The 26,513-nt window shown below is 44.7% G+C and carries 24 protein-coding genes and 1 tRNA gene; 14 read left to right on the top strand and 11 right to left on the bottom strand.

All coding sequences use genetic code 11. The annotated features are described in order from the left end of the window. Nucleotides 1-90: 90 nt before the first annotated feature. On the bottom strand, nucleotides 91-2,277 hold the full coding sequence (locus tag ACNI23_RS07060) for a glutamine synthetase III family protein (RefSeq protein ID WP_420247488.1): 2,187 nt from the start codon (nucleotides 2,275-2,277) through the stop codon (nucleotides 91-93). 828 nt (nucleotides 2,278-3,105) lie between these two features. Between ACNI23_RS07060 and glnH the strand changes: the two genes are divergently transcribed. The 5 genes from glnH to ACNI23_RS07035 all read left to right on the top strand — a co-directional run bounded on the left by glnH (nucleotide 3,106) and on the right by ACNI23_RS07035 (nucleotide 6,798). Next, the gene (gene glnH, locus ACNI23_RS07055; RefSeq protein ID WP_420247487.1) at nucleotides 3,106-3,849 is read left to right on the top strand and encodes a glutamine ABC transporter substrate-binding protein GlnH; all 744 of its coding nucleotides are present in this window, start codon (nucleotides 3,106-3,108) and stop codon (nucleotides 3,847-3,849) included. Between the two features lie 78 nt (nucleotides 3,850-3,927). Beyond that, nucleotides 3,928-4,596, top strand: coding sequence for an amino acid ABC transporter permease (locus tag ACNI23_RS07050; RefSeq protein ID WP_420247486.1), 669 nt, complete (start codon nucleotides 3,928-3,930; stop codon nucleotides 4,594-4,596). A 4-nt stretch (nucleotides 4,597-4,600) separates the two neighbouring features. Then, the gene (locus tag ACNI23_RS07045; RefSeq protein WP_420247485.1) at nucleotides 4,601-5,332 is read left to right on the top strand and encodes an amino acid ABC transporter ATP-binding protein; all 732 of its coding nucleotides are present in this window, start codon (nucleotides 4,601-4,603) and stop codon (nucleotides 5,330-5,332) included. A gap of 152 nt (nucleotides 5,333-5,484) precedes the next feature. After that, on the top strand, nucleotides 5,485-6,060 hold the full coding sequence (locus ACNI23_RS07040) for an EF-hand domain-containing protein (RefSeq protein WP_420247484.1): 576 nt from the start codon (nucleotides 5,485-5,487) through the stop codon (nucleotides 6,058-6,060). 240 nt (nucleotides 6,061-6,300) lie between these two features. Further along, entirely contained in the window at nucleotides 6,301-6,798 is a 498-nt protein-coding gene (locus tag ACNI23_RS07035; protein WP_420247483.1) for a hypothetical protein, read from the top strand. A 46-nt stretch (nucleotides 6,799-6,844) separates the two neighbouring features. On the opposite strand, the gene ACNI23_RS07030 is transcribed toward ACNI23_RS07035, so the two are convergent. After that, nucleotides 6,845-8,113: a hypothetical protein gene (locus tag ACNI23_RS07030; RefSeq protein WP_420247482.1), complete on the bottom strand. Its 1,269-nt coding sequence runs from the start codon at nucleotides 8,111-8,113 to the stop codon at nucleotides 6,845-6,847. A 216-nt stretch (nucleotides 8,114-8,329) separates the two neighbouring features. Between ACNI23_RS07030 and ACNI23_RS07025 the strand changes: the two genes are divergently transcribed. Further along, nucleotides 8,330-9,115: a substrate-binding periplasmic protein gene (locus ACNI23_RS07025; RefSeq protein ID WP_420247481.1), complete on the top strand. Its 786-nt coding sequence runs from the start codon at nucleotides 8,330-8,332 to the stop codon at nucleotides 9,113-9,115. 52 nt (nucleotides 9,116-9,167) lie between these two features. On the opposite strand, the gene ACNI23_RS07020 is transcribed toward ACNI23_RS07025, so the two are convergent. The 3 genes from ACNI23_RS07020 to ACNI23_RS07010 all read right to left on the bottom strand — a co-directional run bounded on the left by ACNI23_RS07020 (nucleotide 9,168) and on the right by ACNI23_RS07010 (nucleotide 12,478). Next, nucleotides 9,168-11,006, bottom strand: a complete 1,839-nt coding sequence (locus ACNI23_RS07020) for a UbiD family decarboxylase (protein WP_420247480.1) — start codon at nucleotides 11,004-11,006, stop codon at nucleotides 9,168-9,170. 163 nt (nucleotides 11,007-11,169) lie between these two features. Further along, entirely contained in the window at nucleotides 11,170-11,547 is a 378-nt protein-coding gene (locus ACNI23_RS07015) for a PH domain-containing protein (RefSeq protein WP_420247479.1), read from the bottom strand. A gap of 67 nt (nucleotides 11,548-11,614) precedes the next feature. Next, nucleotides 11,615-12,478, bottom strand: a complete 864-nt coding sequence (locus ACNI23_RS07010) for a TIGR02285 family protein (protein WP_420247478.1) — start codon at nucleotides 12,476-12,478, stop codon at nucleotides 11,615-11,617. Nucleotides 12,479-12,680: 202 nt separating this feature from the next. Here ACNI23_RS07010 and ACNI23_RS07005 point away from each other — a divergent pair, with 202 nt between their 5' ends. From ACNI23_RS07005 to ACNI23_RS06990, 4 genes are all read left to right on the top strand, one after another. Then, a complete protein-coding gene (locus ACNI23_RS07005; protein WP_420247477.1) occupies nucleotides 12,681-13,553 on the top strand; it encodes an AraC family transcriptional regulator in 873 nt (290 codons plus the stop codon). A 70-nt stretch (nucleotides 13,554-13,623) separates the two neighbouring features. Then, nucleotides 13,624-14,304: a 4Fe-4S binding protein gene (locus ACNI23_RS07000; protein ID WP_420247476.1), complete on the top strand. Its 681-nt coding sequence runs from the start codon at nucleotides 13,624-13,626 to the stop codon at nucleotides 14,302-14,304. Between the two features lie 114 nt (nucleotides 14,305-14,418). After that, a complete protein-coding gene (locus ACNI23_RS06995) occupies nucleotides 14,419-15,123 on the top strand; it encodes an HAD family hydrolase (protein ID WP_420247475.1) in 705 nt (234 codons plus the stop codon). Between the two features lie 155 nt (nucleotides 15,124-15,278). Continuing rightward, a complete protein-coding gene (locus ACNI23_RS06990) occupies nucleotides 15,279-15,662 on the top strand; it encodes a ferredoxin-thioredoxin reductase catalytic domain-containing protein (RefSeq protein WP_420247474.1) in 384 nt (127 codons plus the stop codon). Between the two features lie 68 nt (nucleotides 15,663-15,730). Here the strand turns inward: ACNI23_RS06990 and ACNI23_RS06985 are convergent, their stop codons facing one another. Further along, a complete protein-coding gene (locus ACNI23_RS06985) occupies nucleotides 15,731-16,462 on the bottom strand; it encodes a PAS domain-containing protein (RefSeq protein ID WP_420247473.1) in 732 nt (243 codons plus the stop codon). Nucleotides 16,463-16,736: 274 nt separating this feature from the next. Here ACNI23_RS06985 and ACNI23_RS06980 point away from each other — a divergent pair, with 274 nt between their 5' ends. Continuing rightward, a complete protein-coding gene (locus ACNI23_RS06980) occupies nucleotides 16,737-18,431 on the top strand; it encodes an FAD-dependent oxidoreductase (protein ID WP_420247472.1) in 1,695 nt (564 codons plus the stop codon). A 59-nt stretch (nucleotides 18,432-18,490) separates the two neighbouring features. Here the strand turns inward: ACNI23_RS06980 and ACNI23_RS06975 are convergent, their stop codons facing one another. Next, the gene (locus ACNI23_RS06975) at nucleotides 18,491-19,663 is read right to left on the bottom strand and encodes an iron-containing alcohol dehydrogenase (protein ID WP_420247471.1); all 1,173 of its coding nucleotides are present in this window, start codon (nucleotides 19,661-19,663) and stop codon (nucleotides 18,491-18,493) included. A gap of 222 nt (nucleotides 19,664-19,885) precedes the next feature. Continuing rightward, nucleotides 19,886-20,758 carry a LysR substrate-binding domain-containing protein gene (locus ACNI23_RS06970; protein WP_420247470.1) on the bottom strand — a complete coding sequence of 291 codons (873 nt, stop codon included), beginning with the start codon at nucleotides 20,756-20,758 and terminating at the stop codon, nucleotides 19,886-19,888. Nucleotides 20,759-20,867: 109 nt separating this feature from the next. On the opposite strand from ACNI23_RS06970, the gene ACNI23_RS06965 reads away from it, so the two are divergent. Beyond that, nucleotides 20,868-21,494: a LysE family translocator gene (locus ACNI23_RS06965; RefSeq protein ID WP_420247469.1), complete on the top strand. Its 627-nt coding sequence runs from the start codon at nucleotides 20,868-20,870 to the stop codon at nucleotides 21,492-21,494. 63 nt (nucleotides 21,495-21,557) lie between these two features. On the opposite strand, the gene ACNI23_RS06960 is transcribed toward ACNI23_RS06965, so the two are convergent. Next, on the bottom strand, nucleotides 21,558-22,907 hold the full coding sequence (locus tag ACNI23_RS06960; RefSeq protein WP_420247468.1) for a DEAD/DEAH box helicase: 1,350 nt from the start codon (nucleotides 22,905-22,907) through the stop codon (nucleotides 21,558-21,560). Between the two features lie 186 nt (nucleotides 22,908-23,093). Between ACNI23_RS06960 and ACNI23_RS06955 the strand changes: the two genes are divergently transcribed. Continuing rightward, nucleotides 23,094-23,567, top strand: coding sequence for an Sbal_3080 family lipoprotein (locus ACNI23_RS06955; RefSeq protein WP_420247467.1), 474 nt, complete (start codon nucleotides 23,094-23,096; stop codon nucleotides 23,565-23,567). Nucleotides 23,568-23,851: 284 nt separating this feature from the next. On the opposite strand, the gene ACNI23_RS06950 is transcribed toward ACNI23_RS06955, so the two are convergent. Both ACNI23_RS06950 and ACNI23_RS06945 read right to left on the bottom strand, forming a co-directional pair. Continuing rightward, the gene (locus tag ACNI23_RS06950; RefSeq protein ID WP_420247466.1) at nucleotides 23,852-24,703 is read right to left on the bottom strand and encodes a hypothetical protein; all 852 of its coding nucleotides are present in this window, start codon (nucleotides 24,701-24,703) and stop codon (nucleotides 23,852-23,854) included. A gap of 166 nt (nucleotides 24,704-24,869) precedes the next feature. Then, nucleotides 24,870-24,962: transfer RNA gene (locus ACNI23_RS06945), tRNA-Ser, on the bottom strand. A gap of 260 nt (nucleotides 24,963-25,222) precedes the next feature. Between ACNI23_RS06945 and ACNI23_RS06940 the strand changes: the two genes are divergently transcribed. Then, nucleotides 25,223-26,458 (top strand): phosphatidylserine decarboxylase, encoded by a 1,236-nt coding sequence (locus ACNI23_RS06940; protein WP_420247465.1) that lies wholly within the window; start codon nucleotides 25,223-25,225, stop codon nucleotides 26,456-26,458. The last annotated feature ends 55 nt before the right edge of the window (nucleotides 26,459-26,513 follow it).

Genomic DNA, 26,513 nt, shown 5'->3' with positions numbered 1-26,513 from the left:
ATTTTGTAAAGAGGGATGATCAAAAAGGAAGGGTCTCTGCTTCATGCGAAGCAGAGACCCTTCTTGGTATTGGGATATGGCAGTAATTAATTATTTGATGAACAGCATTTCGGAGTAGCTGGGCAGGCACCAGAGGTCGTCTGCAACAACTTCTTCGAGCTGATCTGCGTATTTGCGGACTTCCAGCATTGCGGGAAGTGCGGTGCAGCAGAGGTATTTTGCTTCTTCTTCTACATCGCCCTCAGGCTTGGCAGCCATGATTTTTTCAAGTTCGATGTTTGCAGTCTGCATGCCGCGAAGTTTAGCGGTTACGTCTTCAAGGGTGCCGGTGGTGAATTCTACGCCGATGGCTTTCATTGCAGCGCAGGTTTCAGCAAGTTCTTTCTGGTAGCGAACTGCGCCGGGGAGGATGTGAGTCTTGGCGAGTTTGGTTACCAGTGCAGCTTCTGTGACGATAGCCTGATTGTACTGTTCAAGATAGATTTCTTTACGGCTTTCCAGTTCTTCTTTGGTGAACACACCGTACTTGGTGAACATTTCTACGGATTCAGCAGAAGCTATCTCGGGGATTGCGTCAGCGGAAGTGCGCAGGTTGGGCAGGCCGCGTTTTTCAACTGCTTCCTTGTGCCACTCTTCAGAGTAGCCGTCGCCGTTGAAAACAACCTGACCGTGTTTGTCCATGATGTCTTTGATGACTTTATTCACAGCATCATTGAGTTTGGACTCGTCTCCGCCCATGAAAGCTTCCATTTCATCAGCGATGAAATCAAGTGATTCTGCCATCATGGTGTTCAATGCAACCTGAGGTCCGGCAATGGAAAGGTTGGAACCTACTGCACGGAACTCAAAACGGTTACCAGTGAATGCGAACGGGCTGGTACGGTTACGGTCGCCAGCGTCTCTGGGCAGCGGAGGCAGGGTGTCTACGCCGGCCTTGAGAAAACCAGTGGAAGTAGGATTCGGGGAATTGCCTTCCTGGATCTTGTTAAGAATTTCAGAAAGCTGATCGCCGAGGAAAATGGACATGATTGCCGGAGGTGCTTCGTTTGCACCAAGGCGGTGATCGTTTGAAGCGGTGGCAACTACAGCACGCAGAAGTTTGCTGTGCATGTGTACTGCGCGGATAACTGCGGAACAGAAAATGAGGAACTGTGCGTTTTCATTGGGGTTGTCGCCCGGATCAAAAAGGGAGCCGTGCCCGTTGCTGCTCAGGGAATAGTTGACGTGCTTACCTGAACCGTTGATTCCTGCAAAAGGTTTTTCGTGGAGCAGGCAGACCATGCCGTGACGTTTTGCCACGCTTTTCAGTGTGGTCATGACCATCTGGTTATGGTCGGTAGCAATGTTGGACTGTTCGTAGACAGGAGCGATTTCGAACTGTCCGGGAGCTACTTCGTTGTGACGGGTCTTTACCGGAACGCCCAGTTTGTAGAGTTCGTGCTCAACGTCCATCATGAAAGAAAGTACGCGGCGGGGAACAGCACCAAAGTAGTGGTCATCCAGTTCCTGTCCTTTAGCGGGCTTGGCACCGAAAAGAGTTCTGCCGGACATCATGAGGTCGGGGCGTGCGAAGTAGAAGTTGCGGTCAATGAGGAAGTATTCCTGTTCGGGACCGGCATTGGAAGCAACGCGGTTACCGGACTTGTCACCGAAAATCTTAAGGATGCGCTGTGCGGATGTGTTAACTACCTGAGTAGCTTTCAGCAGAGGGGTCTTTTTGTCGAGAGCCTCACCTTTCCAGGAAATGAATGCGGTGGGGATGCAGAGGAAAGTTCCGTTGGGATTTTCAAGGATATAGGCAGGGCTGGTTACGTCCCATGCGGTGTATCCACGAGCCTCAAAGGTAGCGCGCAGGCCGCCGTTGGGGAAACTTGATGCATCAGGCTCACCCTGAATGAGGAGTTTGCCTTCGAATTCGGCAATGCAGTTACCGTTACCATCGGGGGAGATGAAGCTATCGTGCTTTTCTGCGGTCAGGCCGGTCAGGGGATAAAAAACGTGAGTGTAATGGGTTGCGCCTTTCTCCATGGCCCATTCTTTCATTGCGTTTGCAACGGTATCGGCGATGGAAGGATCGATCGCAGCACCTTCTTCAATAGTCTTTTTCAGGGATTTGTAGACTTTCTTGGGAAGTCTATCCTTCATTACGCTGTCGTTGAAGACGTTGCAGCCGAAGAGTTCGGTAGGTTTGGTGTCGGCAAAGCTGAAGGAAGCTTCAGGGGTAGAGTAGTTGGTCACTGCAGTGATCGCACCCTGGCGGGAGGTGTTTGAACTCATTTGAAAAAACTCCTTGAATCTTTTTTATTGGTGATCTTCGCTTGGCGAAGAATTTTGGGCGTTAATCAAATCTGCTCAGACATAAGCAGGAGATGTGCCGTAGTGTTTAAAAATTCGATATTACAGTGGTTTATTGTAGTCTGGGTTATTTCTTATGCTTTCGTATCTTACAAAAATGTAGAATGATCCAATTTTAAGAGGGTAGCTTTATTACGAAATTGTTATTTTTTTTAACCAAAGCTCAAATGAAGGGTATTTCTCTTACAAATTTGTATAATTTGATTGGTCAAACTGTTTTTTTGAGATAAGATACCTTAGTTTACGTGAAAATAACGGTTTGGGAAAGATTGCACTTGTCCCTGCCTGTTGCTGCATCCCTACATTAATATACTTAAAAAGTCAGTAGTAAAGATTGAAACTTATATCTGCACTGGTTTTAGATAATTGTTTAGGGGAATTTTAGTGTTTTTGATCAGAAACTGTTTCATTTTTTTTGTGTTTTTTTAAAGTAACCGCGAAGGGTATTTGTTAAATAAGATAGGGGTGGTTAAAGTTATTTTTGATTTAGACGTGGGTAGGTTGATTGAGTGATCAGGTGAGTGTTTGCTTTTAAAAGACATGTATTCTTGAACTGTTAACGTATCTATTGGGTTTGATTGGGTTTCTAATTGAATCGTTGTGCGGTCTATGTCTTGAATTTAGTGTAAAAAGGTGCTAAATTTTCCTACTTCGACAAATTATCGTCGGGTAAATTGCTCGTTGATCGGTCTATCTTCATTTTATTCTGATGAAGATTTTTAAGAAATGATGTTCATTTTTGGAGGATTCATGAAAAAACTGCTTTCAATAATCGTTGCCGCTCTGATTACCGCTACCATGGTCGGAACTGCTTTCGCAGGTAAACTTACTGTTGCTTGTGACACCAGCTTCCCTCCTTTTGAGTTTAAAGATCCTGCTACCGGAAAGCACACCGGCTTTGACGTTGAGCTTTGGGAAGCTATCGCTAAAAAGATCGGCGCTGATTATGATCTGCAGCCCATGGATTTCAACGGCATCATTCCCGGCCTCCAGTCCAATCAGCTTGATGTAGGTATCGCAGGTATCACCATTAAGCCAGAGCGTGCTAAAGTTGTCGATTTCTCTGACGGTTACTACAACTCTGGTCTGCTTATTCTTGTTAAGAATGATAACAACTCTATTAAGTCTCTTGAAGACTTCAAAGGTAAAGTAATCGCTACTAAACTTAATACCACTTCTGTTGATGTTGCTCGGGGAGCAGGCGCAGCTGACGTCAAGCTTTTCCCTAACAGTGACGCTATGTTCATGGAACTTATGACCGGTGGTGCTGATGCGGTTATCTTTGATTCTCCTGTTGTTGGTAATTTCATGCGTAAGGCCGGTAAAGGTCAGGTTAAAGTTGTTGGTCCTCTTTACAACGGCCAGCAGTATGGCATCGCTTTCCCCAAAGGAAGCAGCCTCGTAGCCAAAGTTAACGCAGCTCTTAAAGACCTGCGTGCAGACGGCACCTACCGTGAACTGTACGTAAAATGGTTCGGTACCGAGCCTAAATAATTTATTAGTAACTATTTCAATGTGTTTTGTGGGGCGGCTATTTGGCCGCCCCTAATTATTTTTTAAACAGAGGTCCTAATGGCATTCGCATTTGACACATCAGTTTTCTGGGACACATTTCCCATGCTCATGCGTGGTCTCAAGCTTACAATTGAGATTACCATCGGCGGTCTTTTCTTCGGATTTTTACTTGGAAGCGCAGCAGGCTTAATGAAAATATCCCGCAATTTTTTTACTAGAAAGATTGCCGGGGTTTATGTTGAAGCTATCAGGGGTACGCCCATGCTTGTTCAGGCCATGTTCCTTTATTACGGACTTCCCATGGCAATCGGGATGCGCATTCCGCCTATGACCGCCGGGATTATTATAATTGCAGTCAATTCAGGTGCCTATATTGCCGAAATCGTTCGTGGTGCGGTCCAGTCCATTAATAGAGGGCAGTTTGAGGCCGGTCGTTCCATCGGCCTGACCAATGCTCAGACCATGCGTTTTATTATCTGGCCTCAGGCTCTTAAGCGTATGATCCCACCACTTGGTAACCAGTTCATCATCAGCCTTAAAGACACCTCTCTGCTTATGGTTATCGGTGTAGGTGAGCTCATGAGAACCGGTCAGGAAATCACCTCGGTGAACTTCCGCGCCTTTGAGGTATACCTTGCTGTTGCTTGTGTTTATCTTGTTATGACCCTGTCCATCGCATTTGCAATGCGTCACATTGAGAAAAAGTTGAATACTTCCCGGAGGTAGTGATATGATTGAGATTAAGAACCTTCATAAAAGTTTCGGGAAGCTTGAAGTTATCAAAGGAATTGACCTTAAAGTTGAGTCCGGCGAAGTTGTCTGTGTTATCGGCCCTTCCGGGTCGGGTAAATCCACAGTGCTGCGTTGTATCAACAAGCTTGAGGAACCTACTTCCGGTACTATTATTGTAGACGGTCATGACATTATGGCTCCTTCTACTAATATTAACGAAGTACGTGCTGAAGCCGGGATGGTTTTTCAGCAGTTTAATCTTTTTCCGCATATGACTATCCTTGAAAACGTGACCCTCGGTCCTGTCAAGGTTCGTAATATGTCCAAGAGTGATGCTGACGAGCTCGGCCTCAAGCTGCTGGATAAGGTTGGCCTTAAAGATAAGGCACGCAATTATCCGGAACAGCTTTCCGGCGGGCAGAAGCAGCGTGTTGCAATTGCCCGCTCTTTGGCACTGAAGCCTAAAGTTATCCTTTTTGACGAGCCTACTTCCGCTCTTGACCCTGAGCTGGTCGGAGAAGTTCTGGAAGTAATGCAGAAGCTTGCCAAGGAAGGTATGACTATGATCGTAGTTACCCATGAGATGGGTTTTGCAAAGGAAGTTGCAGATCGGCTTATTTTCATTGATGAGGGCATCATTCAGGAAGAAGGTGATCCTGTTGAGGTTTTCGCCAATCCCAAGAATCCCCGCCTTAAGGATTTCCTTGGTAAAGTTGTTTCCCATATTTAATGTAAGCAATTCAATAATTGGAATTACAGGGCAGTCCTTTCGGGGGCTGCCTTTTTTTATAAGGACTTGTTTTGTTGGAATAGGTTGACGTATCTGTTTCTTTGCTAAATAACAGTAGTATCTTTAATTTTGAAATCTGGGAGGCAGATAACATGAGAAAGTTTCTGAGTTGCAGCATTGTTGCTCTTGTTCTGGTTCTGATGAGTTCCTTTGCCTTTGCTGCCGGCTGCCCTGAGCTGCGTGGTACTTGGGTCGGGCAGGTTAAGATGATCTCTAAAGACGGCAACACTAAAGAAAACAAAGCGGTTTTTATTATCAAAAAGCAAGAGGGTAATCTCTTTTCCGGCGAAAAAGCATGGTTCGCTGATAACAAGGACAATCTAATAACCGAAGGGTTCAGCGGTATTATTGGAGCTGACGGTGTTAGTCTCTATTTTGCTGAACATGAAGATGGTTTCACTCTGGGGACTTTGACCGGAAAAGAAAACATGTCCCTTTATTACCTTGAGAGTGGCCGTAAAGCCAAAGCCATTTATTACTCGATGGAGCGAATTCGTTTTGCCAGAGCTTTTGTTGATATCGATAAAGATGGCAATAAAACCATTATCCGTTCTGAAATTGTGAAGGTTTATCCTCTTAATGCTGAACGTATTATGCGTGAAGCTGACCTGAATAAAGATGGAAAACTGAGCAAAAAAGAATGGGAAGAATGGAAAAAGAACCAATAATTTTTCTATCGGTAGGTACGAAAGGCACGGATTTAGGTTCGTGCTTTTTTTGTTATGTGAATTGAAAGACCGTTGTTTTTGAATAAGATCCCCTCTCATTTGATTTGGTTTCTGGCTTGATTAACCTGAACCTTTTTGCGGTCAATATAGGCTTCATATTTTTGCGATTGAAAAAAGTATCTGACCGTGAAATAGTCCTGATTAAATAAATCAATAAACGTAAGCTGATGGGGGGGGATTATGAGCGATGCGTGGGCGGTGTTATTAGCGGGGGTTGGTGGATTTGCTTTGGCATATGCTCTGATGCAGGCGCGTGAGCAGGGCAGGATTGAAGACAAAGAGTTTCAGCAATGGCGTAAAGAGATACGAAAGATGGCTTTGCTGATTACAAATCATACGCCCCGGCAATACGGTGGGTGTGCAAATGACAAGGCTGCACATATGGCCGTTGCTAAGTTGCGGCAGTTGCATACCGGGCTTGCGGTCAGGATCTCGCCTGATGACTCCATTGGACTGAAGCTTTTGAGCAGTCTTAATAGATTAATAGCGGATATTAATGGCGGTAGAGTAGGGCATGAAAGCCATGCGGAAGAGGTTAGCCTGTTTTCGGCTTTACTGGCGGAGCGCAGAGATGTTGGACAAACTTCATCTGGTTTTTCATTTAGCGGTATTTTGAGATGGGTGTATCAATTGCCGGAATATCTGACCGAATATGACCGGGAACGTAAGACCAATTAAGATTTCCATTTAAAAGGACCTTCATAAAATTATGAAGGTCCTTTTTTTACATGTTGGCAAAGAACTTGAGTTCTGCATCAGTTAAATGTGGTAAGTGTATAGAAGTTTTGAAATAAAGGTTAAAGACCATTAGGTGCAGCCAATGGTTGTGCATTAAATCATTCTTCTTTCCCATTATGGTATGCCATTCATTTTCAGCATATTCTTTTTCAAGTTTTATCAGGCATGGATGTTCAATAAGTAGTTTACGTATGGACTTGAGCAGGTAGTTAAAATTTTCTTCTGTTCTGTTAAATATTGTAACAGCAATTTTGCATCCGGGGCAGAGGTCTTGTTGTAATAGAGAGTTGATGCTGTGTATCAGGCCTTCTGAACAGCGCCAAGTTGAGCATCTGCCGATGAGTGCTGCTTTATTCGCAAAAGCAACAGCGAATCCGTTTTCTCCTATGCGGCTGAATATATCTTCGTCGTTTCGTCCTGAGAATTGGGTGTTCAGATTTGATACCAGTATATTGCGCAGATCCTGATCATTATGAACATGATATATGGCAGGAGTTCTTTCAAAGCTTTTTCCTGTATGTCGTAGAACTCGAATAGTTTTGATGAAATCATCATTGGAAATCACAGGTGTAGCGGAATAATCCAATTTTGGGAGAGGTAGTTTGTTACGTACGTGTATAGGGTTGAATTCGTTCGCGCCGAGTTTAGTATCAAGATGCAGAGCAACGGTACTACCTCTCATACGTCTATTGGCAATGCCGGTGGTCATAAGTTCACGTAACTTAATTTCGAACAGTGAAATGTCGTGAGCCTGCCATTCAAGATACTTCTTTATCTTTTCTAAGTTGCGTAGGAGGTGGAGTTTGAACGATTTCGGATCAGAATAAAGCGGTCCTACATAATGTTTTACTATGCGGTCATTTTTAATGGTGAAGCTGGGACCTCCATTCTTGTAATGCATACTTGGTTTGCTGACTAGAAGCCTTCTATCGCCCGAGTATGGAATCTCTACTTGGGTTATTATTCCGTCTTTTAATTCCGGAGGATCTTGGCCGTTATCAGGGCGGTATATTCTTCCTGCCGGGGTGATTCGGCAGAGAATTGGCTTGTGGATAAATATTTTATCTTCATGCAGGGTTATCTGTCTGATGGAATTTTGCGCAATAATATTCTCCATCAGCTCAACATCGGAAGCGGCAAAGAATTCCTTTTCCGGGATGGCTTCTATCTGCGAGATAATGCTGTTGCAAACATTCTCAAGAATTACGCTTAACTCACAGTCATTAAATAAATTGTTGCGGTGCTGTTTAACCATGCGTTGCCTCCTGTGAGGCAATATTTTGACTCTTTTTTAGTTACCTTAATATACTGCATGAATTGTTCCTAGGCTAGTACTGAGTTGCCTTTCAAGGGTAATGTTCTTTGATTCTCATTTATGAGAGTTGTTTTATTCTTATACTAGTTTAAAGTTGAGTCATATTGTATGATCCGAGCATAGCTATAGATTGTTTGCATGTCATACGGGGAAACAATGCGTTATATTGTCTGGTTAACAATATTTTTTGTTTTGTTCACGTCAGAAGCTGAAGCGGTTAAAATCAGGGTTGGTGGAACTGGATACTGGTCTCCTTATTGTTACATCAGCCCGGATGATCCGCTAACGCTCAAGGGCTTTACTGTTGAATTTCTCAAAGAAGTATTTAACCAACCCGATGATGAGCTTCATTTTTTGGTTCTTCCGTGGAAAAGATGTTTGGTAATGCTGGAAAACAATGAGATTGATCTTGTTCTAGACGGAAGCAAGGATTCCCCGCGTCTTCAAAAGTTTGTGTTTTCGCACAAGATTTATCATTTAGATAATGCCTTATTTTATCTGAAGAGTAGATTTCCAAATGGACCGCAGATCAAAACTGTTGCTGATGTTGATAAATTTTCATTGGGAGGAGTCTTTGGTTTTAATTACAAAGTTTACCCTTTTGATGTTTCGATGGTCCAGCAAGGCGCAAAAGACATAGAGACTATGCTAAAGATGCTTGAACGCAGGCGGTTTGAACTTGCAATTGGGTTTGAGCAGATAGTGTGCTCACGCATGCGACTGAAAGGCATTGGTGGTGGGGATATCTCTTATCTTCTCATGCCTGGTGTTGAGTCTTTGCGCTTTCATATTTTCGGTAATCATACTCCGAAAACCAGAAAGCTTATTGAGAGGATAAACTCTGCCTTGCAAGAAATGTCGTCAGATGGGCGGCTTACTGAATTAAAGCGTAAGTATGGATTGCAGGGTGGTAAGAAGAAGGTTCTGCTTTTGAAACGATAAAAAAATCCCCTCTTCAGTTTGGTTATGCTGAAGAGGGGATTTTAGTTCTTTATTAAATCACCCCATAAAGCGGCCCGCCGGACGCAGCCAGCGCATCAACCCGTTTTTCCACTTCCGGGTCAGGATCAAGCGGCGGTGCCTGATATGTTTTCATTCTGGCGTCGATTATGAAGGCTTTCTCTGTTCCCCAATGTTTGGCTCTGGTAAAGGCTCCGGCTCCATATATATCGGTTGCCGGGTCGGAGCGTGTAAATGTTACCCAGAGGAAGTTTTCCCAGTCCTTGGCAGTGAAGTCAGGATCATCCACAACCACGATCATGGGGAATCCTTCGAGTCCTTCGGCGTGCTTGAGAGCTTCACCTAGCTTTTCCATCTGCGGGTCCTGTTCGCCTCTGGATGTATCACTTTTACGTCCTTTGAGGAGCATTATTCCGGGAGCGAAAACTTTTGCTTCACCGAAACCGTCGGGCAGGGTGGGAAGGTGGGGCAGCTTTTGGGCTAGTTCACGTTTCTTTGATCCGGCAGCGGCGAAGATCAGTTTTGAACCTTCATTGAAGCCCATACCGGAGTAATCGAGGGTGTCGATTGTGGTTCTGGTGATGAAATGCAGGTCGCGCTTAAGGTTGGCGCGCTCAAGCATGTGTTTAAAGAAGACCGGGATGTTGTGGCAGTTCTCGCCATGCTCCATGTCTTCTTTGGCACCGATAAAAAGGTATTTAGCTAGGGCTGTCTGGGTATTGCCCAGCAGAGCCATTCCGTTGGTCAGCAATTCCTGCGGCTGGCGTTCTTCAGCGTAGGGAACGTAGCGTTCGCTGCCTACTGCCAGTAGCAGCGGATGGACTCCGGCTACGTCCACGGCATGGACTTCGTGCACACCGGTAAAGACTGACGGCACCAGTTCGGATGTCAGTTCATGGATGAAGTCACCGAACATGGTGTCTTCCTGCGGCGGGCGTCCTACTGTGGTGAAAGGCCAGATAGCGTCATCGCGGTGGTATACTTTATCGACTTTGAGTACTGGAAAATCGTGCGTCAGGCTGTAGTAGCCGATATGGTCACCAAAGGGGCCTTCAGGCTTTTGTTCATTGCTGATAGTTCCGCATATACAGAAGTCCGCTTCAGCAGGGACAGGCAGTCCGTTGGGACGCATGACCATGGGTATGCGGTGTCCACCGAGTGCTCCTGCAAAGAATATTTCCGCTAATCCTTCAGGTAGCGGCATAACAGCGGCTATGGTCATGGACGGTGCGCCGCCGACAACAATATTTACTTTGAGTTGTTCACCTTTTTTCAGTGCCTGCGCATGATGATGCCCGATGCCGCGGTGAATCTGGTAATGCAGTCCTACTTCGATATTGTTGTATTCATTACCGGAAATCTGCACACGGTACATGCCGATGTTGGAACCGGCGAATCCGGGGTTCTCCGGGCTTTCGGAGTAGACCTGCGGCAGGGTGACAAATGCCCCTCCATCCATCGGCCATGATTTGAGCTGCGGTAACTGAGCAAGGGTGGTTTCGTTGGAGGTTACCGGCCCTTCGGAAAGTTTTCGCGGCATGGTGTGATATGCAGTGCGCGGTGCGCCGAGGTATTGCCACGGTTTTTTGATGGCTTCCATGGGATACATTTTCAGCTTCATGAGCCGTTCCACTGTTTCGATAGTATCGCGGAAAATGAAATGCAGCCTTTCCTTGGTGCCGAAGATATTGGCGGCCATGGGAAATTTGCAGCCTTTCACATTAGTGAAGAGCAGGGCAGGGCCGCCCGCTTGAAATACACGTCGTTGTATAACCCCGGCTTCAATATTCGGATCGATTTCCTGATCTATGCGTAGCAGATCGCCTTTGGCTTCAAGTGCATCAAGGCATTCTTTGGTGTTTTTGTATCCCATTATATTTTCCTTGTGATCATTTTTTATTTGTGCGGCAGAGTGTATGGATTCGAGGAGCGGGAATCAAGTTTAATCGGACACAAAAAAAGAGCCTGCCGGATTAGGGTAGGCTCAAATTGCTGATAAAATATCATCGGTGGTGTAAGTGGTGTAAGATGAATTGTTATCTTAGAATCTTATTTGCCAGCAGTTTTTGAATGCCGACAACATCACTGCCTTTCTTCAGCTCTTTGGTGATAGGCTCGCGACGTCCAGAAACCCACATTTTCAGTTCGGAGTCCATGTCAAAATGACCTGCAGTCTCCACGGAAAAGTTGGAGATGGATTTGTAGGGGATAGATAGGTACTCAACTTTTTTACCGGTCAGTCCCTGTTTATCGATCAGTATCAGTCTCCCGGAAGTGAAAACATACATGTCGCGGATGACCTTGAAAGCCCGTTCTACTCGCTCGCTGTCTCCCAGTATAGGGGAGAGCTCTTCCTGCACATCATCAATATCTATTTCAGAGGCATTGCCCATTAAACCATCAAGAATTCCCATAATTTCTCCCTTGTTTTCGGTATAGGACTGTTTTTGAGGATTAATTATATGATAAATTTAAGTAAAATCAATTACTTTTCAATGGGAAGATATTTGATGAACATCTTTCATGCAATTCGATCATATCTTTGGGGAGGTATTGCTGATATTTTTTCTTGTATTGTTCTTCGTATTGCCCGTTGATGATCTTGTTGACTTTATTGATTATTCTTTTGCCCCATTTGTTCTTGGTACATCCTACGTAGCTGAGAACGTATTCGGGCATCTCACGTATGGGGATAAAAACGAAGTTATCCTTAATAAGTTTCTGCGAGACAAGCCACTGTAATTCGTGGGGAAAGCCTATGGCATAGTCAATGGTACGATTGGCCTGAATGTTTTTTACCAGTGTTTCAAGTAAGTCCATTTTGTAGTGAACTATAATTTTTTTAGATTTTTTATTGGTATCTACAATATTATCCACCATGCCGCCGTAACGGCGCCCCATGGAGATTCCCATGCGCATTTCAGAGGAGTTAAACAGGTTTTTTATTGAGATGTAACCCTGTTCATCTATGAAAGGTTTGAAGTCATCGAATTTGGATTTCAGGGTGATAATTCCATTTGAAATATAAGGCATTATAGGATTGCTGAATTCAATGAATTTTTCCCGCTGCTTTGTCTTCAGCATTGTCACGCAACATCCGTTGTTCTCAGAAAGCTGTTTTAAAATGCGTCCGTAGTTGGCTATGTGTTCCAGGTGTTTGTATTCTGGCAGGGCTTTTTGAAGTTTATCTTCCAGATAATTCTCATGCCCTTTCCCTTTCATTTCGCCGCACATAATGCTCGAAGGAGGAAAGTCCGCATGATACCAGTTGATGACGTTTTCAGCCCGAACCGGTGCTGGGATACCAAATAGCAAATAAATAATGAGTAAAAATAGGAGTTTCATTATATTTTTATTGGTCCGCAAGGTTTAATTGTGTTTTTCAATTAAACCTTATCTGTTTTTATGTTTAAAGTCAGTCTTTAATTCCCAAAATTAAGACAGAGTTGTACGGACGTTCGGCAAAGGCCGATCGATGTGTGTGTTTTTATCCTTGATGTCTAGTTATTGCTGGTGATATTCAGCGGCTATGAAAGAGAATCATTCCGTGCATAAAGCAGAAGAATTGATCGGCATTGAGTCGAATTTTAAAATTTATCCGTTCACTGACGGAACCGGTTGTCCCATTAGTGATGTTCAGGAAGCGCATTTACATGATTTTTATGTAGTCCATTATGTTTCAGCTGGTAGTGGCAGTTGCGTTATTGATTTTGAGACCTATGACATCCTTCCCGGTTCTTTGTATTTCGTATCTCCCGGACAATTACACCTATGGAATCCTGAAGATGTGGTGGACGGTTTTGTAATGGTTTTTACCGATGAATTTCTCAAGTCACCGGAAGCGCCTATTCATAGTGCTTATGAACTTGAATTTTTCAATAGCGTAGTCAATTCCCCTATGTTTATGCTTTCAACGGACCAGAAAGCCGAGTTATCCAGCGTGATGTCCAGTCTTTGTCGGGAATTCAGTTCTAAAAAGCCCGGATTTGAAACTGTACTGCGGTCGTATTTTCATATTTTTATGGTTTGTTTACAGCGTATCTTTGCTGATCGGATGCAGCGTCCCGGTGCACGGGCGGAAAATCCCATGGTCAGGGAATTCAAAAAACTTGTTTCAGCGCATCATAGTCCTCAGTTGCGGGTTCAGGATTATGCAGAACGAATGAATGTCAGCGTTAGCAGGCTTAGCGCTGTTATTAAAGAAGTTACCAGTATGACGCCGGGTCAGATCGTTCGTAACGAGTTGATCAACACGGCCAAGCGTATGCTGGCTAATTCCGATAAGAATGTTTCGGAAATCTGCTATGAGCTTGAATTCGAAGACCCTTCATATTTCGGCAGGTTTTTTAAGCGCGAGACCGGGTTCACACCATCTGTCTTCCGGGAGCATGTAAGAGGAAAGTACCAGCAATTGGTATAAAATCACCTTCTTTCAAAAGTACTCATGGGTTAAATTTTTGCAGTTAATTTTTGCTGAAAGGAGATAACTCATGACTTTGAAAGATATTACTGAAGCTGTTGAGAAGATCGGTTGTCTGTCAGTTACCACCCTTGATGGTGGAATAATGCATAGTCGGATAATCAGTATTTGCGGCGGGGATGATGAAGGAATTTATTTTCTGACCATGAATGTAAAGCCTTTTTACCGCCAGCTTAAAGCCAATCCCCAAGTTTCCATGTGCGGAATTTATCCCACCAGCCGCAAGGAAGGAAAGAACAGCGAAGGTCAGCCCTATTTTCCTCCGGGGTACACCTTGAGAATTACCGGGGAAGCCCGTGAAGTTTCCATGGATGAATTGCGTGCAAAAGCGGAAGCCGGAAACCCTATCCATCAATATGTGCTTGAGGATCACGAACGTTATCCTGCCATCTGTATGTTCTGTGTACACAAGGGCAAAGGCGAAATATTCGACTTCGATTTTGAAATGGAGCATCGCGATCATAAACTTTTGCGAACTCGTTTTGCTTTTGGCGGTGAGGGGTTTAATGAAGCCGGGGCGCGCATAAACCCTGAAAAATGTATTGCCTGCGGAGAATGCCAAGAAGCATGTACCTTCAAGGCGATTGTTCCTGGTGATGTTTATCGGGTAGATGGTTTCCGCTGCGATGAATGCGGAAGCTGCATGCTGGTCTGTCCGGTTGAAGCGATAGATCTTTCTCAGACAATTTAAAGATAAGACTTTTCTAAGTATCGCTGAGCACGGTCCGTTACGGATCGTGCTTTTTTGTTGGTTGGATTTGACTTGTGGCTGGTCAGTACTTAGTTTTCCTGCAAGGAGAAAGTAATGTTTCATGGAAAAGTAAAGGCGGTGGCCTTTGATGCTGACGATACTTTGTGGGTAAATGAACCTTTTTTTGACCGGGCCAAGGCTGAAATTGCAGAAATGATGTCTGTCTATATCCCGCCAGATGAGTTTACCCTGATTTTGGAGAAGACCCAGTCCCGAAACGTTGCCGTATTTGGATACGGGGTAAAGTGTTTTGTTATTTCCATGATTGAGGCGGCAAACTTTGCTGCTCCCGATAAGATAAAAAGTTCTGAAATTGAACGTATAATTGCTATTGGCAGGTCCATGCTGACCGCTCCTGTGGAACCTATTGCAGGAGTTGAAGAGGTGCTGCGCACTTTGGGAAGTGACTATGAATTGCTAATGATTACAAAGGGCGATGTCGCTGAACAGCAACGCAAAATAAGTCTTTCCGGCATGTCTGTGTATTTTGATCACATTGAGATTCTTGCCGAGAAGGATGAGGCTGCTTACGAACGCATTCTGCATAAGCACAGCATTCGGCATGATGAATTTCTCATGGTCGGGAATTCTGTTAAATCAGACGTTCTTCCGGTTGTGAGGATTGGTGGAAGTGCTGTACATATTCCATTTCATACTACTTGGGTCCATGAAGTTGTATGTGCAGATGATATTTGTGGTCGTGATTATGTTGAAATCAGCAAGGCAGGAGAATTATTGCCATTGTTGACGATTTCATAGCCTTAAAGATTAGTTCAGAAATTTTATACGGCAATTAATCACTTTCATTCTCTCGCAATGAATGTTAATTAGCCGTTTCTTACGCACTAAGAAATTCCGTTAGTATTTCGTAGTGCGTAATTTGTATTAAAATATCAATATATAAGGTGATAGCTTTGTCTCAGCCTACTGAAAAAAGTGTAAAATTGATCTCCAATTATGTGGAGAAGTATTGTGAACGTACCGGTCTGAACCTTCATCCCATGAAGGATGTTTCCGATGCTGTGACCACCGGTCTGGCCATGCATCTTGATGATCTTAAACGTCCCCTCTGTCCCTGCCGTTTTTATCCGGACAAACAGCAGGCGGTTGCCGAGCGTGAATGGCTGTGTCCCTGCTCAGACATGAAGACCTACAAGTACTGTCACTGTATGCTGTTTGTTAATGAGGAAGGTATGCCTGTAACTGAGCATCTTCCCGAAGACCACGAAGGTCGACAGACTTATGGCGATATCGCTGATCCGGCTCCGGAAAAGATGCATCGCAAGTTGCCCAACTAGGCCTTTTTGTTAAAACAAAAAAAACGGACACATGCTTTTGAGCTTGTGTCCGTTTTTTTTTGGGATTTCTAATCTTTTTTGTTTTTCTTACGTTTTTCTTTGCCCTTGATATACCACTGCTGATCGCCATACATTTCATCTGAGCATTCCGGGCAGAGTCCGTGGCTGAATGATGCCTCGGAGTACTTCTCAATAAATGATTCAAGATTATTCCAATAGCCTTTGTCATCTCGTATTTTTTTACATTTAGCGCAGATAGGCATAAGTCCACTGAGTACTTTCACCTTTTCAAGGGCTTCCGAAAGTTCTTTAATGAGTTCTTCTTTATCCAGTTCAGCTTTCTTTTGGTCGGTTATATCGATGAAACTTTCGATATAGTAGTTTTTATCCTTAATATTAAGGGTTTTAACTGTCTTAAGGATATTGCGATTACCGGATTTTGCGGTGAGCAGGATTCGCTCAGACATATCCACAGTCTGTCCAAGGTCTGCAATGGGGCATTTTCCGCGTTCTGCAGGACAGACGAAGTTGTGGCACACCTTGCCTACTACTTCATTTTTATCTCGGCCCAGCATTTCAAGGGCTGTGCTGTTGACTTCAACGATTGTGAATTCTTGTGCGTCCACAATGATAATTCCACTGAGGATGGAATCGAAGAGAATGTCCATGACAAGAGAAGATTTTTTGTTGGCATCCAAAAAGAAATGAACTGTATTAAGGCATTCAGTTTGTTCTTCACGCCTTTCAAGTTCAGCCACGCGCTGCTCCAGTTCTTCGTATGTTGGCTTCTTCGATCTCACGGTGTATCCTTAAATGTTGCATGATTTAAGCTAATTTATACGATAGAGGTGGGGATTGGTCCATTGAAAAGTAAATATAAAGATTTATGATTGAGACCGAGATATCTTTCGTTGATCTCATAATAATATAGTTCGCTGAAAGTTAGATCTGTCTGTTTTTCTGTAATAAATCAGTTCCGTTGATCTGGATCAATGCGCTCAATTTGTTGATCGGTATGCTCAAGCAAATTCAATCCATGACTCAATTTAAGCTGAAAGCGAAAAGGAGATACAGATGAGTTCCAAAAAGATAGTCGTAATCGGCGGTTCTGCTGCCGGACCCAAGGCTGCAGCTAGGTCTAAGCGTCTTGATGCTGATGCGGAAGTGGTTATGCTTCAGAAGGCCCCGGAGTTATCTATGGCTTCATGCGGTTATCCGTACTACATCGGCGGTAATTTTGATGAGCGAAATGCTTTGCTTGCCACACCCACCGGGGTCGTGCGCGATGAAGGTTTCTTTGCCGCAGCCAAGGGGGTTAGTGCCCGGGTTAACACTGAAGTAACAGCTATCAACCGTCACAATAAGACTGTGTCCTGCACGGATGTTTTGACAGGTGAGTCCTGCTCAGTGGCATACGATAAACTTGTCCTATGTACTGGAGCTACACCGCGCCGTCCGCCTATTCCCGGGATTGATCTCGAAGGAGTCCGTTCTCTTTCCGAAATGCGCGATGCAGATAAACTGCGTGAACTGGTTGATTCCGGCAAGGTTAAGGACGCAGTCATTGTCGGTGGCGGGCTGATCGGAATTGAAGTTTGCGAGGCTCTGTCCGAGTCCGGCATGAATGTGAATGTTGTAGAAATGCTTTCTCAGCTGCTTATGTTTCTGGACTGGGAAATCGCTAAGTTGGTGGAGAAGCACGTTGCCTCCAAAGGTGTCACTGTCCATACTGATAACGGCGTGGCTGAATTTTTGGGTGAGAATGGCAAACTGACCGGAGTTAAACTTAATGACGGTTCTGTGGTTCCATGCGAACTTGCCGTTGTTGCTATCGGTGTAACACCCAATGCCGAGCTGGCAGCAGATGCTGGGCTCGAAATCGGCGGATTCGGAGGTGTTGCAGTAGATGATTTCATGCGAACTTCCGATCCTGACATTTATGCTGCCGGGGATTGCGTTGAGATTACCCAGCGTATCACTGGAAAGAAAACCTATGCTCCCTATGGTGACCTTGCTAACCTTGAGGCCCGTGTCGTTGCGGATAATATCGCCCGTGGTGATAAGCACAAGTTTCCCGGAACTGTGAACAGCGGAATCTGCAAGGTCTTTGATCTGAGTGCCGGAGCTACCGGATTCTCCGAACAGCGTGCAAAAGCAGAAGGGTATGATGTTATTACCGCAACCAATGCCAGTCCGGACAAGCCCGGTTTCATGGGGGCCAAGCTGCTGGTTTCAAAGATGGTCGCCGATGCCGCAACCGGACGCATTCTTGGGTTTCAGTGCGTAGGCCCCGGCGAGGTGAACCGCCAATTGGCCGAGGCTGCAATGGCGGTAATGAACGGCAACACCATTTGGGAAGTGGGTATGGCTGACCTGCCGTATGCTCCTCCGTTTTCTCTTGCTATTGACCATTTTATCACTACCGCGCACATCCTTGATAATAAGATGGCCGGACAGATGACCGGGATTAGTAATGCTGAAGTGAAAGAGAAATTGGATGCAGGTGAAAAGCCGTTCCTTCTGGATGTGCGAGCACCCAATGAATTTGAGGAGATGCGTTTGAACGTAGGTGAAAAACTTATTCCCCTTGGCAAGCTGCGCAATGCTCTTGATCAATTTCCGCCAGACAAGGATGCGGAGATCATTACTTTCTGCAAAATATCCATGCGTGGCTATGAAGCCCAGCGAGTACTTGAAGCAAACGGCTGGACCAACGTTAAAGTTATGGAAGGCGGCATTATGGGCTGGCCGTTCAAGGTAGAGATGTAGTATTTGTAAGATAGTAAATTTAAAGGGCCGTAGTACTGAGTACTACGGCCCTTTGTCTTTTAGAGTGCTGTTTCGAGCATTTTACGGGAAATTTCCGGGGTGACATCGCCGCGCTCGGAAAGCTTGGTCATTCCGTGTTTTTCAAGGCCGGCAATAACCCGGTCAACAATATCAGGTCCGATTTCATAATCGGAGAGTCTGGTTGCCATACCGATACAGTTGAAGAATTCTTCAGTCTTGGCAATTGCCTGATCAATACGTGCATCATCATCGCCTTCGCGGATATCCCAGACCCGCTCGGCATACTGGATGAGCTTTTCTTTTTTTTCCGCACGGCGGACTTTCCAGTTGGCGAGCTGCATTACTGCCAGAGTCTTGGCATGGTCCAATCCGGTGAGAGCTGTCAACTCATGGCCGATCATATGAGTGGTCCAGTCCTGCGGAACACCTGCACCGATAAGGCCGTTAAGGGCCATGGTGGAACACCATACAAGGTTGGCGCGGGCATCATAGTTTTCAGGCTCATTAACGGTTGTTTCGCCGATTTCAATCAGAGTCTGTAAAATACCTTCAGCTGTGCGGTCTTGAAAACGTCCCTCCGCAGGGTAGGTCAGGTATTGTTCAATGGTGTGGATAAAGGTATCCACAACGCCGTTAGCGACCTGAGTTTTAGGCAGGGTGAAGGTAATCTTCGGATCAAGAATGGAGAATTTAGGAAATGTGTGAGTGGAGAAAACAGGAAGCTTATCTTCGCCATCACTGATTACAGCACCGTTGTTCATTTCCGATCCTGTGGCAGGAAGGGTCAGCACTGTTCCGAAAGGAACAGCTGAATCCACCGGGACAGGGGTGAAACCGAAATGCATCAGTTCTTTTTCCTTACCTTCATATGCTTTGGCAGGTGCTGCCAGCGCAATGAATTTGGTCCCGTCGATGACGGACCCGCCACCCACTGCAAGAATGAAATCGATCTGTTCGTCACGGACAATTTTGATGGCATCCATTAAAACTTCAAATTTCGGGTTTGCAGGAATTCCGCCGAATTCGACTACAGTGCGGCCGCTCTTGGCAAGCTCGGCATTAACTCGATCGAGAAGGCCGGTCTTCTTGGCGCTGCCGCCACCGTAAGTGATAAGCACTTTGGCATCTTTAGGGACAAGGTTATCCAATTTCTGAAGCTGGCCTTCGCCGAAAACAATATTGGTCGGGTTGTAAAAGCTAAAGTTAAGCATTTTAACTCCTGTTTTTTTAATGAATACTTATTTTTGCAAACAGTTTGCCTTATTTTTCAAGATGAGCATGTTTCGGTAGAATTCATATGCAACATCGGTAAGCATGCTAGCATAAAGTTCCGCTATTTGGAGTATAAAATGCGCATTCAAGATAAAAAAACTGTTGGATGAATTGAAAGAAGCCCTCGATGACGGGGCGGTAGGACTTCAGCTCAGTCTACTTTACTCGCCGGGCGGTAGATTCAGTTCTGTTGTGAGCCATCTTGTGAATACTTCCAAATCATCAGCCTTTTTTTGATTTTCCAGTGACAGCACTATGTAGTCGATTGATGTTGTTTCAAATCCGTAAGGGGCGATAAGAAGGCCGTGCTTTATGTCTTCACGGACAAGTGGTTCAGGACCGATAGCCAGACCGAATCCGGTTGATGCTGCCTGCAGGCTGAAGTAGAAGTGATCGAAATATTTTTCAGATTCTGAATCAATCCGCTTGTCTGTAAGATCATGCCATTCTGACCACGCCTCCGGGCGGGTTCTGGTATGTAGGATTTGTTTCGCGGTGTTACTGTGTTTATCCCAATATGCCGGACTGCATACCGGACCGACGGATTCTTTGCCTAGAATTGTGCAGTTGTAATGAGAGGGCCATGTGAAGTCTGATCGTCTTATGGCTAAATGAACTCCTTCTGCTGAGAGGTCTATAGGGCCGCCGCCTACAGAGAGATGGATGTCAATCAGCGGGTTCAATGTTCTGAATTTATCAAGTCTGGGCATTAGCCAGCGCATTGCAAGTGATGGTTCGCAGGAAACCGAAAGTCGACGCTTAGAATCCGGGATGCGTATTGTTTCACTAATCTTTTCCAGATTAGCCAAAGTTTCCTCAACCCCGGCTGCCAGCTGTTTTCCTTTTGCGGTTAAATAAAGTCCGCGGTTACGCCTTTCAAAAAGTTCAAATCCATAGAATTCTTCCAATTGCTTAACAGCTCTGCTGACAGCGCCATGAGTGAGATTCAGTTCATGTGCTGCCTTGGTAAAGCTGTTGTGACGTGCTGCGGCTCTGAAGCTGACAAGAGGTTTTAGTGGAGGAAGGTTGTTCATTTTTTATCTGTGATTTTTATTCATATAAAATGTGATTTCTTTTCGTTTTTGTTCTGCGTCATCTCAATGTATATCGGGTGATATCGAATGTCCATTGAGGAGGTAAATTGTGACTTTTTTTGAATCAAATATGTTCGTTGTTGGAATTGTGACTGTACTGGCGGTAATCAGTCCGGGGCCTGATTTTGCTGTCATTGTACGGAATGGCTTGCGTTATGGGCGCAAAATGGGACTAGCGACAGCTTTTGGTATTGCTGGCGGAGTGGTTGTACATGTTACGTACACCCTGCTGGGGTTGAGCTATCTCGTAGCGGAATTTTCATGGATATTGGAAGTTGTGCGTTATATCGGGGCCGCATATTTGATCTGGCTCGGGGTGTCGGCATTTATTCCAAGCGGTAAGGATGCGGATATCGAGTGTAACGAAGAAGCTGTTCCGGTTGGGTTTTGGAGTGCCTTTCGGAATGGTTTTTTGTGCAACGCACTTAATCCTAAAACCATGATGTTTTTTGTAGCCTTATTCACTCAGGTTATTTCCCCGGAAACATCCATGATGACCAAAGTCGGAATTGGAGTTTATATTTCATTGACTCATTTGGTGTGGTTCTCATTTGTCGTATTTGTACTGACAAATCCTCGCACTGTGCGGATCTTTGGGCAATGGCGGAAAACAATCGAGAATGTTGTGGGCTGCTGTCTTTTAGGCTTAGGGGTGAAGCTGGCTTTGGATGCTTAGTTTTAATGTCTAGGTAATATTAATTAAAAAAGGGTTCAGGATAAATTTTCCTGAACCCTTTTGTTATGCAATCTCAGCATAAATTTTCTGCCTTAGTCCTGCACTATGCTTGAGCACCCCTACTTCAATATCGACAAAGTCATAGAGCCGAGGGCGTTTGCCGTCTGCGGGGCGCAGGATTCTGCCGATTATCTGGACCAGTCTACCTTTTGATTTAATTGGAGAACAGAGAAAAAGGGTGGACAGACCCGAACAATCAAAACCTTCGCCGATGAGCGATGCTGTGCTGGCCAGCACTTTGATCTTCCCTGCGTTTAGATCGTTAATGATTTCTTCGCGCTCTCCGGTGGGAGTCTTTCCGGTCAGTACGGCTACTTCCACGCCCTGATTAAACAGAAGATCAGAAAGTGCGTCGAGGTGAGCGGTGCGGTCAGCCACCATAAGCATGGTTCCCTGATTCTGCTGGAGTTCTTTGCTCACGCAGGATGCGATGATCTTGTTGCGCGGGTAGTCCTCGGCAATGGCGGTCATCATGAGTGAATATTCTTCAGAAGCATTTCCGGCAAACCGGAACGCGGTTTCGACAGTGAAAATTTCCGGCTTAAGGATTGCTCCGGTGTCGCGCAGCAGGTCCGGGTTAACCCGGTGCACCACAGGACCGAGGGTAAGGTTGATCATGCGATCCAGCCCGTCTGCGCGGTAGGGGGTGGCGGATAATCCGGTCAGGTACTTGGCATCAAAGTTTTTGACCACCTTCTGGAATGTGCTGGCTGGGGTGCGGTGACATTCATCGACTACAATATGCCCGAATGTTTTTTTCAGGTCTTTCAAGCGATTACGGGCAGTTTGTATAGTCGCTACGGTCAGCGGTTTGATTTTGAATTTACCCCCGCCGATCTGCCCGGCTTCGATGTCCAGAAACTGGTTGATCCTGTCAATCCATTGCAAGAGCAATTCTTTGGTATGCACGATGATCAGACATGGCTGTTTGCGCTGAGCAATTAGCGCCAGAGCCATAACGGTTTTACCCGCTCCGGTTCCCGCCTCAAGCAGTCCTTGCGTCTGGTTGGAAAAGGATTGCAGCGCTGCCTGCTGGTAAGGGCGCAACTCACCTTTGAAAGAAAAATCTACAGGATCAAGTTCCAGTCGCTTATCTTCGTAGGTCGGCTCTATATCCGCAGCCTTGGCGATTTGATGGAGCTCAATGCCGAATCCGCGCGGGCAATGCAGTCTTTTTTTACGGTCACCGGACCACATTTTAATGTATTTGGGGATGCGCTTCCCGACCCGGCCACGGTACTTGATAGCATTGATGTAATCAGGGTTCATCAAGGTCAAAGCTTCTTTGATCTCATCAATCAATTCTTCGGGGGCATCAGTAATGGTCAGGTCTTTTGAAATTTCGATCAGCATTGGTTCTCCTGTTGCTGCCCGTTTAGCTTATGTCGGTGAACAAGTCGACCAATTAAACAATGTAGGGAGGGGCTGCGCTTTTTTGGGCAGAGAAGATTCTTTCTTAGACATTTATCTCGATTTACAGGATATTATTGACTTTTGCATTGCTAATGGTATTTGCGGTCATTAATAAAGGAGTTTGTAATGAAATATATAAAAGCTGTTGCTTTGTTGGTTGTCCTTATTGCTGTTTCCGGATGTGGGAAGTTTGATGTGATTAATAGATCTACTCCTGATTTATTACAGGCTGAAAAGGTTTGTATCGTGAACCATCCAGATACCCGTGAAGGGTTTGAGGCGGCTTTAAAGCAGTGGCTGACTAAGGAAAATATTAATAATCAGGTAATTCCCGCCAGCTCTAGAAGTGACGCTTGTGAATGGGTGTTGCGTTATTATGGTTACTGGTCTTGGGATATGGCTTTGTTTCTTTCGGATGCTGAGATCAGGGCTTATCACGATGGAAATGAAGCCGGAGAAGTTAAATTGCGAGTTGGGCAATGGGATTCACACAAGTTTGAATCCGGTGAGAAGAGAATCGGCAAAATGATGGATATGCTTTCTGGCAAGGCCGATCATTATGTTATTGCGAAGCCTAAAAATAGGGTAGAAGCCAGATAGTTATTTAGAAATATTCATGTATTGCGCTTTTTAAGCAAAAGAAAAAGGACTTAGAAGATATCTTCTAAGTCCTTTGTTTTTTCTGGCGGAGAGGGTGGGGCTCTAGTTAGATAGCTATCTTAAATTGCTTGGTTATTCTTGCTTCTTGCATATAAGCCACAAGGTTGCATGCAAGATTCTTGCATCACTTGGCAATAGGTCAGGCTACTAAATGGGTATACTTTCCCCTTAACTCAGATGTGAAATAACTACTAAGTTTATATCAACTCAGTATTAAATTTGTGTTAATATCGCAGTTTGAAATAGTCTGGTGTTTTGAATAAATTTACATTGGCGCGTTGACGGGCAGCATCATGCATCAGGCTTTGGTAGCAGTGCTTGCTGTAATCACTTTCCATTTCTGGCGGAATTGTTATGCGTGGCGTATTTCGTTCAAGGTATTCGTCGTATACCCAGTACGTTGATTTTAGTGCTGCTGGACGAAGATAAGCTTTGATCCCGTGGCGAATATCGTTGAGCATTTGTGCTATAATACAGCCATGATAGATAAAAATATTGTTGTGGAACCAGTCTAAGAAATCGTCCAATACCATGTACGAATCCTGAGAGCTAAGGACATAATCGTTCTTTGAAAACCATTTTTGTAGTCTTTGGGCTACTTTGTTGAGGCTCATATCGTTGTGTTTAAGAATGTTTCCACAGGTTTTTATGAAGAAAATACGCGGTAGTCTCAGACTTACCACTTGGTTGATGGAAGGGAGATTTATTTCTTCGAAAATGGGTTCTTGTAATAGCCATCCGTCAAAGATCTCACATGCCTTCTTTAGGTCTCCAATTGTGTCATCTTGGTTGAAGTGTGGAGATTGTGTTATGCGGATCGTTGACTCAAGTCTCGACTCATTCTTGTTGATGCACAGTTCACTCCCATCAGGCGTGAGAAAGTCGGTGAGGCGTGAGTTGAACAGCGTAGCTTGTGGGATGTCTTTGAAGTGTGCCTCTGTACTAGCTTCGTTAGGATAGAAGTCTAGCAGTATGTGGTTGACCATATCGTCGATGGCTCGATTGGTTGTGTGAAGAGAGATTACTTCCTTTTCGATGGCAGATATTGAGTTTGTTTTTGTGTTAGAATTTATCATGGGTCTCCTCTTAAAAAGAGATACACTTCAAGTCGAGAATACGCAAAGTCAAAGTCTAAAAGGTAAGTAGAAGCAAAATACTTTTTTCGTAACAGTAAGATATTGTCAGTGGTTATAAACAAGAAAAAAGGACTTAGAAGATATCTTCTAAGTCCTTTGTTTTTTCTGGCGGAGAGGGTGGGATTCGAACCCACGTATGGTTTGACCCATAACTCGATTTCGAGTCGAGCGCGTTACGGCCGGACTTCGCTACCTCTCCGCGTTTATAAGCAAGACCGATTCCGGCGATCCGGTCTTGGAAGGCACGATTTATATGTTTTTTTAAGGGGCTTGGCAAGCATAAATGATCGGGATTGAAGCGCTAAAATTTAAATAGACATATAATGCCGAGTAGATGCGGGCTTCAACTGAATGAGTGTTTTCTGATTTCACGGTTGATCTAAATGTAGTATGCTAGAGCTTGTATTCCATGTGTTCCGTAGCCGATGAAGTTAACTAATATTTCAGGAAGGAGTGGTTATGAGCAAAAAATGTTTAACATTGACCTTAAGTTTATTGGTCTTTCTTTCTTTTCCATATTTAAGTTGCGGAGCAGAATATACCATTCCCGATGATTGTCCTTGCAAGGAATCCATTTCGGAGTTGGTTAAGTCTTATGAAGGAGATCAGGTTTTCAGGCTGCTCATTGATGAAGCTTTCCAGAATATACAGCCTGTCCCGGAAGGATATCGTGCAGGCGGAAACCCTTGGCAGGGCAAATCCTTTGCGGACATGGTTCCATTCTTTGTTGAGTGGTGTTCATTTTTACCGGAGGCAAAGGGCAGCTCTGACAACGGGCTCCTTTATATCGAGCAGATGGACCTTTTTGCTTACAAAAATCCATTCGGCAGGGCTGCATTTCAAACTCGTCCGGGGATTATGATTTTTGATAATTTTGCGAAAGAGCGTGGTGATTTCCTCAACAGCAAGGCATCAACAAAGTTAGTTGCTCGCTGGCTTGCGGACCCGCGTATTGAAAAAGAAGAGTATATCCTCCCTGATCCGAAAGCTGCTGACGGCGGGTTCAAATCATACAATGAGTTTTTCTCACGCAAATTCAAGGATATCAAGAAGGTGCGACCACAAACTATGCCGGAGCGGGATTACGTGATCGGAGCTCCCACTGATGCTATTGTGAATACTATTCCGGCGAGGATTGTGGCTGAGTCCCCGACAATTCCCACTAAGGGAATGCAGGTTCTGAATATCAGGCAATTGCTAGCCGGATCGAAGCATTGGGAAAAATTTGTGGGCGGGACCGCTATGTCCTGTATTTTGATGCCCAACACATATCACCATTACCATTCACCAGTGAGTGGAAAAGTTGTCGAGACAAGGCTTATTGATGGTGCTCTGCTGGGCATGGAGGACTTTCCGAAGTTCGTACCCCCCAGTGGTAATGTTGGCTATTTTGGAGCCAGTTTCGGTGCCTTTGAAAGTTATCAACGCGGATACTTTATCATTGATACCGGAAAGTATGGGTTGGTAGGAGTTGTACCAGTTGGATTAAGCACCGTAGGATCAGTTGTATTTGAAAATAAGTTTTTGAAAGGGAATAATTCTGTTGCGGTCAAGCGTGGTGATGAGCTTGGTCATTTCCTTTACGGAGGCTCGTTGGTTATCCTGATCTTTGAGCCGGGTAAGTATAAATCCGGAGCTATTAAAGTCCGATTGGGGAATCAGATCGGAATTTTTGATACCGGATCGAATGATTAAAGTCGCCCGTATTATACAACATAGTAAGAAAAATTGTGACTGGTTGAAAAAATAA

Source organism: Maridesulfovibrio pacificus (SeqCode) (genome assembly GCF_048612815.1).
Taxonomy (GTDB): domain Bacteria; phylum Desulfobacterota; class Desulfovibrionia; order Desulfovibrionales; family Desulfovibrionaceae; genus Maridesulfovibrio; species Maridesulfovibrio pacificus.
This window is presented reverse-complemented; position numbering and strand designations above follow the sequence as displayed.